Below are 7,639 nucleotides of genomic sequence, written 5' to 3'. Positions count from 1 at the left end.
ATGAAAAATTTATATTTTTAAGTCAATAAGACGAGGTTATATTATCAACTCGCTTAATGCAAGGTAAACCTCGTTTTAATGCAAGGTAAACCTCGTTTTAATGCAAGGTAAACCTCGTTTTAATGCAAGGTAAACCTCGTTTTATAATCTCTCAAAGCCTTATAAATTCAGGTTTACAGGCTATCTAAAAGCATTTAAAAGCTTAAAAATAATTAAAAGCATATTTCATGAAAAATTGCCCTTGGTTTTCGCTTCGCTCAAACTCTATTGAATCTCGCTTTCGCTCGATTCGTTGGGGCAATTTTTGGTTAATCCCTAGGTAACTTCAATAAAAAGCAAAAGCAACTCGGAACTCGCTTCGCTCATAAGCTTTTTTTCTCGCTTCGCTCGGTTTAGGAATCAAACTTGGAAAGTTCGCACCCATTAGGGATGCTCTGTAAAGCAGGTGATTGATGGATAGGGAGCTTGTAATCAGGGAAAGGGATGGGCAAATTTTCTCAGTTCGCTCGTAGACACTCGCTCTGTTTAGCGACTCATGCCACGAGATTTCATTCTAGGCGCATGTTGCTGTGCTTTGAGTTGTTGTTCTTGTCTGAGTTTCAGCTGTTGTTCTGCTTTGATCTCATTCACACATTTTTTAATGACTTGATAGGTTGAGTATAAAGTCTGGTATTGCTTGGCTTTGGCCGGATGTTGTTGTTGGTACTGCTTCCAGGCATGTTCTTTGAACTTTTCATTTTCCAATAAATCCTTCACACCATGTTTTTTCTGGTGTTCATGCTGACCTTTTAGCTTTTTGTGTTCCTGATAAACCTCGTCACGTTGGGCTTCCCAGGCTTTTTTTCCAAACAGTAAGGGTTTGTTTTGGGTTAATTCATTGTGTTGATCGACCAGACTTTGCAACTTGTCATGACTTTGTTTCAGTCTGTTTTTCACGATGTCTTGGGCGAGCTGCTGACTAAACTCATTTTTATGCTTTTGCATCTTGCCCAAGGTGTTTTCTGCCTTTTTAAAAACATCCTGCATAAATTCTAGGTCTAGATTCGCGTCTTTTGCGCTGATTTCGCGATTTAGCACTTTGCCAAGGGTTTCCCTCTGTTTTTCTTCAAACAGGGCTTTTTCGTCAATTGGTGGCGTTTTAGCACTATTTTTGATTTGGATCTGCTGTTCAGTTTTTAGTGTATTGAGTTTGATCTCATTTTCAGCAATCAGCAGATCCATATTTTTGCCGTATTGCAACTGAGCCTGATTTCTCTGTTTGATTTCGTCATTGCTTCGGCTGATTTCGGTTTCGATGCCTCTTCTACGTAGTTCGGTGACTTTCGGCCCTTCGTGCAGCGTGGCTTCTAAACCATTCTCCTGGTCTTTGTAGCTGCGGTGGTCGACTCGGGCAGTGTATCCAGCCAGATCCAGGTGCATATTGCAGATATCGGCAAAGTGTTCGCGCCAGTGTTCGATTTCTCCACTGTGTTTCTGATCCAGTTCCCGGGTTTTCTCGGTGAAGCCTTCCGGAGTAAGTTTGCGTGTGCTCATCAGGATATGCGCGTGATAATTGCGTTCATCACTACCAGATCCAGTATGCGGTGCATGAATACAGGCATCGACGGCCACCTGATGTCTGTCCACGATACTGGCGCATAGCTCTTCGAGCATGGCCAGGCGTTGTTCCTGATTTAATTCACTTGGAAAAGCGATTTCAAATTCTCGGGCAACTGTCGAGTTTTTTCGGGTTTCCCGTTGTTCAACTTCGTTCCAGAGTCTTTCCCGGTTTTTTAAATGTTCTGGTGCGCCTTCGGGTAAATAAATTTCTTTATATTCCACACCTGTTTTTCGGCTGTAATCATGTTCTCGGCCCTCACGTTCACAATAGATCTTTTCACCTGCCCGATAGGCAATCGCAGCAGTAGCGGAACGCCCTGCTGATCGTGCTACGGTTTTGACTGAAAAGTGGTAAATCGCCATGCCTATTTTTCGCTTTTAAATTTTCACGTAGTGAAATACAACCGTGGATACGGTTGTCGGGGTATTGGGGAGACCCCCATCGGACTTGCAAACGAAGTTTGCATAAGTGCGCTCTTCGAGGAAAACATTACTATACATATAGCACCTTGAATGCATATTCAAGTGCGCTTATGTTAGGGATGGTTTCCCAGGATGATGGTATTGGATTAATGAGCGTTACTGAAACACTAGACAGCAAAATCAAAGCACAGGAAGAAAAGCTAAAGCAGTTAAAGGCTCAAAGACAGGCAGCACTGGCAAGAGAACGTGCTAAAGAGAAAGAACAAGCTCGAAAGGATGATACCAGACGCAAAATTTTAATTGGATCCTGTATGCTAAAGATCACTGAAGATGATGAACAAGCCAGAGCTAAATTAATTGCTCAGATGGATAAGTATTTAACAGATGAGCGTGACCGAAAGCTTTTTAATTTATAAATTTTGAGGGATAAGTAGTGGAAGATCCAACACTTAATAAGTTAATACGTAATACAGAATTATTCTTCGAACATCACTGGAATGTAGACCTATTAGGAAAGCCTCCTGAATGGTCACCAGTACATTTTAATTTTGGAAAAATTCCTAATTACGATAAACAAGGTGTATATGCGTTTGTCAAAGGGGATTTAGTGACTTATATCGGTGTTGGGACTTCTAGAGGTGCTGGCCGTTATCGTGGTAATGGCTTAAGCGCCAGGGTAATGAAATATTGCCGATGGAATGAAGATAAAACTGAATATATTGCGATAGATCCAAGACTGAAAGATGCTGGATCCATCATTACAATAGGCTTTGAGCGTGATACGGCTTATTTAGCAAATGCCCTAGAAGTTTTTCTTATCTCTAAAATCCAACCTGTCCACAATGTGGTTAAAGTTGGTATGTAATTTCGCATAAGAAATTTTATGTTAAATGATTGTTAGAAATGCCCCTTGATCGAGGCATTTTCTATAAAGAATACTAAAAACTAATTAAAGCCAACCAAGTTTCAAAACAAGGCAGTTCTCAGCAATCATATTTTTAAATTATATAACTCCCAACTGAGCTTTTGCTCCAACGATAAGGCTTTCATTTTGAGTTTCTAAGGCAAATAAACCATACATCAAAGGAGAGGCCGCTGCTCTTTCTAAAGTCTGTTCATATAGTTTATTCCAAACTTTACCCCCTAGTTTTTCATACTCGATGATTAGAGTTTTGAGGCTTTCTTCTCCAAACAAAGTTACATGCCCAGCAAAATCAATCGCTGGGTCATCTATATGGGCTGTTGACCAATCAATAACGCCTGAAACAGCTCCATCCTTTGAAGCTAGTACATGCCCAGCATATAAATCGCCATGTATAAATTGGGTGAAATCTGCCCATAGAACATCATTATCCAACCATTTTCTGTAGCGGGTTTCCAATTGCTCACTTATACCAATTTCAGATTTTACTAACTGCAAATTGTTTGCTATTTCAGGTCTTAAATCTGAAGGTTTCATAATTTTCAAATCATTTTCCCGAACTTCTTTTTCAGGAATACTATGGATTTCAAATAAGGTTTTTGCCAAAGATGTTATGTATTTCGGGCTATCTTTGTCCATATTCCAAATTATTTCATAGGTTTCAGCATCCAAATTTAAAACAGGATTATCTTTAAGTATGGGATAAGCCACTAATTCTGTAGATGAAATTCTCCAATCAGGAACCTCTACAGAAAGATGTTTTTTTACCAATTCTAAAATGCGTTTTTCTTTCTTGATTTGTTCCCTCATGCCATCACGACGAGGAATACGCAGCAACCATTGTTGCCCCTTTGTATCAAGAGCAAAAACGACCTTAAAATCAATGCCCATTTCATTGAAATTCATTTTGTCCGTAAGCAACAAGCCGTGTGCTTCAGCAAGTGATTGAATATCTTGAATTGTCATTTTTAATTTCCTTTAAAGAGTTCAATAATTAATGTTCGGATTAGATTGGCTATCATTAACAATCTCTCTCAAAAGTCTTGATGATTTTGTGGTCTTTGATCTCGTAGATAATGTCAGCAATATTATCGACCAATTGCTTGTCATGAGATACGAAGATAATAGTTCCTGCATAGGACTTCATCATTGTTTCTAATGCGGCAATACTTTTTAGGTCAAGATAGTTTCCTGGTTCATCCATAAGCAAAATATTATATTTTCCTAAAAGCATTTTGGATAAAAGCAGTTTGATGATTTCACCTCCCGATAAGTCGGATAAGTTTTTTTGAATATCATTCGCTCCGATCCCCATTGAAGCCAATACTGCACGAATTTCCGCAACTGTGTACTCGCACTCTTCCTGCATAAAGGAGAGCACAGATTTATGCGTGTTAAATTTATATCCTGTTTGTGTAAAGTAGCCAATTTCAGCTTTTGGAGATATGGTTAATCCATCAGCACGTTCTGATATCATTTTTAACAAGGACGTTTTCCCTGTTCCATTCGATCCAGTTATAGCGACTTTAGCGCCAAGCGGTATTATAAAGTTAGCGTCATCAAAGATAGTACGGCTACCAAATTTTAAGCTCAGACCATCTGCCGTAATCGGGAACTTATTGTGCAGTTCTAGGGCTGAACTTTGACGAAAACGAATAGAACGCAAATGCTCTGGTGCTTGAATATCTTCTAATGCAGCCAAACGCTTTTCCATACTCTTAGCTGCCTGATACAGTTTTCTTTGCTTGGTGCCAGTCATTTTTGCATGCCCAAGTCGTCCAGCACTTTCGGTAGAGTTTTTGGATTTTTCTCCTTTTTTCTTATTGTCTAATCGATTAGCTTGCTGGCGTTTTTCTTGCACAGCAGATTCTAATCGCTCCCGTTCCTTCATCATCAGCTCATATTCTACGGCTTGGTGTTGTCGCTCTTCTTCTTTTTGACGCAAGTAATCCGAGTAACCACCCCAATATTCCGTAATTTTACCGTCTTTTAACTCCCATATCTTGTCTACAACCATATCAAGAAAATATCGGTCATGACTGATAACAAGTAATGCTCCATCAAATGCTTTAAGTTGACCAATAAGTAGATCTATTCCATTGAGATCAAGGTGGCTGGTTGGTTCATCCGCTAGAATGCCATGTACTTGTTGGGAAAATGCGGCAGCAATTTTTGCACGAGTTTCCTCTCCGCCACTCATTGTGTCGTTTTGTACATTGGAAACACCAAGGCGAGATAACATTGCCCGGTCTTCGACCGTTTCTATTTCGATTCCGCCCAGTTGGCTGATATGTGCAAAATCACCAAAACGCTGTAATGTCGCTTCGGCTAAAACAATTTCGCCATTAAGTACTTTGAGTAAACTACTCTTTCCTGCTCCGTTATCACCCACAAGACCAATACGGTCATAAGAGTGAATTTCCAATTCATCAATATCCAAAACATCACGCCCAGCATAATCCAAGCGTATGTTTCTCGCTTTAATAATTAAACTCATTTTTATTTACTCCTGTTTAGCTCTTGAAATTTTTTATGCAGCAAACAGGATTTAGGTGAAAACAAAAGCTAGCATCACAGTGTCCTCCCAAAAAAAAAGCTATTCATCCACAGGGTGGACAAATAGCTAGTCAATTAAGTTATAACTGGAAACTATGCACTAAAAGCATACTTATAAATTAAGCATACTTTTACTTTATATATCCGCATATATTCTTAAAGACACAACAAAAGCCCACCATTATAAAATAGTGTCACTATGCAAATAGTTGTGTCTTAACGAATGCGGATAGAATGCATAAACTTACCTAAAAAATAAAATTCAGTTTTATGATAACTTTACTGTTAAAAGAAGTCTAGACAACCTTGTTTTATGCTTGGATATAAGGCTTATTTTAAAATAATAGTAGTGAAGATTTTCTAAAATTAACATAATACACCTTATACGAAATGCGTTATAATTGTCTTTATTAATCAATGGTATATATCATTTTGATTGGCCCGTATCCTCCAGATCGGGCTTTTTTATTGTTTTATCATGTTCCACGCTTAATAAATAAACAATGTTCCACGGTTTTATTCAGTTTTAATAAACATCATCCGGTTTTTTGAGGAGTCATTATTTCATGTGCTTGCACTGAAATTGGCTCATCAAAAAAGTGGAGTCCTGGTTAACCGTAAGGAAGGAAAAAACGACTCAGGAAGCCCCTCTTTTTAGGTGTAGGCTCAATATGTTCTGGAACAGGGATGCGTTTGTTCTCTGGAGTAGTCAATCCGTCATAGTTCGATTCAGTCTGTGGCCGAGAATCTGTTGCTATATCCTGTTCAGATTTATGATCGGCAAACGTAGTCATATTGGCTTTTGGAGCTTCCAGTAAGCGCTGCATGGCCTCAATCTGTTCTTGATAAAACGATTCACGTTCTAATGATTGATTTTCTCTTTGTATTGCCTGATTTAATTGTTTTTCCAGCATGTCAACTTGACGTTTTAGCAAGTCAACTTCTGTTAAGTTATGCCTACTAGTTGATTGACTTTGGTTGACACTAGAATTGCTTTTTTGTGGTTCCCCAAAAACTCTTAAGGCTTCTGAAAAGTCAATTAATCCATCCGATCCTTTTGATAAATTTCCTTTCTTTATATGGGCATATACAGCTTGTCTTGAATATCCATATAATTTCGCTAGTTCTGAAACTGACAGTTTTTTCATTATGTAAACCAGTTTTCAAATAGTGTTAATAGTTGATTGTTAACTTTACTATGTCAATTGACATCATTCATTGAAAGCCGACTTTTCGAAGTAATGGCATAAATTCTTTTAATTTATTTGGCTCTTGTAGCATGGTTACAATCCGAGCAGCAAACTGTTCATAGCTTTCATTACCTTGTGAAAGTTTAGCCATCTCAGGAAGTTCTGATAATTTACTAGCAAATAAATATCGTTGTGCATCAGTCAAATTGATTTTTAGCTCTTTGTCCTGACTAATGTCATTGGCTGTATTTGTTGCTGACTTTTTCTGTTTGAAGCTAAATGAAAAGCCCGTAATGGATCTACCGGTTTTATGTTGTTCAACTTTGACATTAATATCGGTATGTTCATTTACTTGCTTTAATGCAATGTCTAAAACATATTTCTTAAAATCGTACATCCTTTTGTATTCAGTCTCGAGTACACCTATTTTTTGTCTGAAATCGTAGATAGTTATAAGAGGCGTTTTTCCGGTACTACGCCACGCAATCAATATTTCATATAAGCGAACAGCATAAGCACTCGTTAAATTGCTTATTTGCTGTATCTCATACTTTGTAAATTGTTCTTCTAATCGAGTTATTAAAGGCACAATAGCAGGAGCAAAAATAAGTCTAACGACAGCCTCATTATCAATATAAGCAACCTCGCTTACCCATCTTGACTTGTGATTAATAACATTACCTTTTTCACTAAGACTTTGATAACTGAATTGTCTTGCAAATAGGTCATCGCAAGCATCTTTTAAGGCTTGATAAGCAGTATTTCGATGTACACCAAATTGATTGATATAACTTTCAGCATGAACTGTTAATGGATCATTAGCATTTATCCCTTTACCTGATTCCCTGGCTTCAACGATAGCTAAAAGAATTAATCGTTGTTCTACTAGATCAAGGTTATAACTAGCATTAATTAAAGCGTTATCTTTGACAATTAGTTCGGTTTTCAT

General features: G+C 38.0%; 7 protein-coding genes. 2 read left to right on the top strand and 5 right to left on the bottom strand.

Going from position 1 to position 7,639, the window contains the following annotated elements:
• Nucleotides 1–525: 525 nt before the first annotated feature.
• On the bottom strand, nt 526–1,962 hold the full coding sequence (gene mobQ, locus O4M77_RS15700; RefSeq protein ID WP_323714145.1) for a MobQ family relaxase: 1,437 nt from the start codon (nt 1,960–1,962) through the stop codon (nt 526–528).
• A gap of 209 nt (nt 1,963–2,171) precedes the next feature.
• Here mobQ and O4M77_RS15695 point away from each other — a divergent pair, with 209 nt between their 5' ends.
• Nucleotides 2,172–2,438, top strand: a complete 267-nt coding sequence (locus O4M77_RS15695; RefSeq protein ID WP_088749624.1) for a mobilization protein — start codon at nt 2,172–2,174, stop codon at nt 2,436–2,438.
• Between the two features lie 17 nt (nt 2,439–2,455).
• On the top strand, nt 2,456–2,887 hold the full coding sequence (locus O4M77_RS15690; protein WP_039090891.1) for a hypothetical protein: 432 nt from the start codon (nt 2,456–2,458) through the stop codon (nt 2,885–2,887).
• Between the two features lie 138 nt (nt 2,888–3,025).
• On the opposite strand, the gene O4M77_RS15685 is transcribed toward O4M77_RS15690, so the two are convergent.
• The 4 genes from O4M77_RS15685 to repM all read right to left on the bottom strand — a co-directional run bounded on the left by O4M77_RS15685 (nt 3,026) and on the right by repM (nt 7,639).
• The gene (locus O4M77_RS15685; protein ID WP_000155092.1) at nt 3,026–3,910 is read right to left on the bottom strand and encodes an Mph(E) family macrolide 2'-phosphotransferase; all 885 of its coding nucleotides are present in this window, start codon (nt 3,908–3,910) and stop codon (nt 3,026–3,028) included.
• Between the two features lie 55 nt (nt 3,911–3,965).
• On the bottom strand, nt 3,966–5,441 hold the full coding sequence (gene msr(E) / locus O4M77_RS15680) for an ABC-F type ribosomal protection protein Msr(E) (RefSeq protein ID WP_000052512.1): 1,476 nt from the start codon (nt 5,439–5,441) through the stop codon (nt 3,966–3,968).
• Nucleotides 5,442–6,111: 670 nt separating this feature from the next.
• A complete protein-coding gene (locus tag O4M77_RS15675; protein WP_323714146.1) occupies nt 6,112–6,648 on the bottom strand; it encodes a plasmid replication DNA-binding protein in 537 nt (178 codons plus the stop codon).
• Between the two features lie 67 nt (nt 6,649–6,715).
• Nucleotides 6,716–7,639 carry a replication initiation protein RepM gene (gene repM, locus O4M77_RS15670; protein WP_004282204.1) on the bottom strand — a complete coding sequence of 308 codons (924 nt, stop codon included), beginning with the start codon at nt 7,637–7,639 and terminating at the stop codon, nt 6,716–6,718.

This window comes from Acinetobacter sp. YWS30-1 (genome assembly GCF_033558715.1).
Lineage (GTDB): Bacteria > Pseudomonadota > Gammaproteobacteria > Pseudomonadales > Moraxellaceae > Acinetobacter.
This window is presented reverse-complemented; position numbering and strand designations above follow the sequence as displayed.